We start from the raw sequence: 2,078 nt of genomic DNA, 5'->3' as shown, positions 1-2,078 counted from the left end.
ACGTAGCATGAGCCGATCTCTTGACCAAGCGCGCCACGCAGCCGTCGCAATGTTCAGATGCGCCCCAGGACGAAGGCGAGATAGAGCCCCAGGTTTCCGGAAACGGTCTGCCGATAGACGCCGCTTCGGCGCAAGCCTGCCAAGCGGCGGAAAAGGCCGCCGTCGCGCCCGCGGGTGAAAAGGTCGAGGCACACCATCGCGTCCTCGGTCAGGAGGTCGCGATTGACGGCAAGACCGTCAAGGTTGAGGTCCGTCCAGCCGGCGAATTCCCCCTTAAACAGGCGGCCAAGCCGGGACACCCTTGCTTTCCAGGATACGTTGGCGCCGACCAGGTTTGCCGCATGCTGCCGGTAGCGCACCAGCGGCCGCGGATCGTAGCGGACGATGCCGCCGGCGGCGGTCACGATGAGATAGGCCCACCAGTCGTGGCTGACGAACCCGGTCCGCATGCAGGCCCTGGCCAGCAGGTTGCGTGCCGCTGCGTTGAGCAGGATGGTGTTGCCGCCGGCGATGCTTTGCACAAGCGCGTTGCGAAAGGTTGGCGGCCGGGCAAACAAAGGCGAATGGCCGACAAGGCTTCCTGTTTCCGTCATGGTCGCGGTTCGCGAACAAAACATCAGCGGGATTTTCGCATCCTGGGTCCGCATCCAGTCGATAGCGCTCTCCAGCCTGTCGGGCTCCCAGATATCGTCCTGGTCGCAGAAGGCATAGCAGTCCGCCTCGATGCGTCGATCGACGATCATGGAGCGGAAATTGGCGGCGAAGCCTTGCCGCGGCCCCTCGACGAGCGTCATTCGACACTTGGGCCGCCAGCGGGATTTCCATGCCTCGATGATGGCGGTCGTGCCATCGACGGAGCCATCGTCGGATATCCACAGGTCGACCAGAGGGTGCGACTGCTCGAGCAGGGACTGCAGCTGCTCCTCGATGAAGGCGGCGCCGTCTTTCGTGCCCATCAGGACCGCGATGCGCAGATCATCTTTGCTCACGAGCAAGATCGCTTTCTGATTCTGATTGGATCTATCTCTTTGATTTGGCGCAATTCCCAAAGGTAAGCGCCGTGCGCTTTTCCCGGAATTGTTCTAGGTCGCCTGCCCGGCCGTCTTCGGAATCGCGTCTTGACGTGCACTTGCCCTGGCCTTCTTGGCGCGGTCGAGACCTGCCAATGCGGCGAGCGCGGCAGCCTTGTCCTGGTTTTTCGCCGACTGCTGCAGCGCCGTGAGCGCGACCTGGACATCCGACCATTCCACGACGTCCGTGCTGAGGCCGAAAATCTTCGAGATGCCGAGTTCGACGAGTTCCTCGTCTTCGCCATGCAGCGTTTCGTGGAGTTTTTCACCCGGCCTTATGCCGGTGAACCGGATCGCGACGTCCTTGTATGGGCTCTTTCCGGACAAGCGGATCATCGTTTCGGCCACTTCAAGGATCGGTACCGGCTTGCCCATGTCGAGCATATAGACGGCATAATCGTCTCCGCTCTGCCGCGACGCGGCATCGGCCGCCGACATGATGACGAGATCGACGGCTTCGGCCACGGTCATGAAATAGCGTGTCATGCGCCGGTCGGTGATGGTGACGGGCCCTCCGGCCTCGATCTGCGCCTGGAATATGGTCGCCACCGAACCATTGCTGCCGAAGACGTTGCCGAACCGCACTGCAATGAACTTGGTGGCCGGGCGACGCCCGCTTGTCTCGCCTGCCGGCGTGCCATGCAAGGCGCTGATGATCTGTTCGGCGGCCCGCTTCGTCATGCCGAGCACTGACGAGGGATCCACCGCCTTGTCGCTCGATATCAGGACAAATTGCGCAACCCCGCACTTGGCGGCGACCTCGGCACAGACGAGCGTTCCGAAGATATTGGTCTGGATGGCCGAATCCCAGTTTTCCTCGAGCAGCGGAACATGCTTGAGGGCCGCGGCATGAAAGATGATGTCCGGCCGGAATTCCGTGACGACACGCGTTATCTGGCGCCGGTCCGCGACATCGACGATGCGGACCTTGAGGCGGTCGTGGTCCTTCTCGTCAACATACTGGCTCAGCTGGAAAATGCCGAACTCGGAGTTGTCGGCGACCAGCAC

At 62.0% G+C, this 2,078-nt stretch carries 2 protein-coding genes; both read right to left on the bottom strand.

Annotation, left to right across the window (positions count from 1 at the left end; genetic code table 11):
• Positions 1–53 precede the first annotated feature (53 nt).
• Positions 54–989: a glycosyltransferase family 2 protein gene (locus EOA22_RS31575; RefSeq protein ID WP_013532715.1), complete on the bottom strand. Its 936-nt coding sequence runs from the start codon at positions 987–989 to the stop codon at positions 54–56.
• Between the two features lie 93 nt (positions 990–1,082).
• The coding region (locus EOA22_RS31570; RefSeq protein WP_164756107.1) for a polysaccharide biosynthesis protein at positions 1,083–2,078 on the bottom strand (996 nt) is incomplete at its 5' end.

Source organism: Mesorhizobium sp. M7A.F.Ca.US.014.04.1.1 (genome assembly GCF_003998745.1).
GTDB classification, from domain to species: domain Bacteria; phylum Pseudomonadota; class Alphaproteobacteria; order Rhizobiales; family Rhizobiaceae; genus Mesorhizobium; species Mesorhizobium ciceri.
Note: the sequence above shows the minus strand (reverse complement) of the source record. Positions and strands in the feature narration are given on the sequence as shown.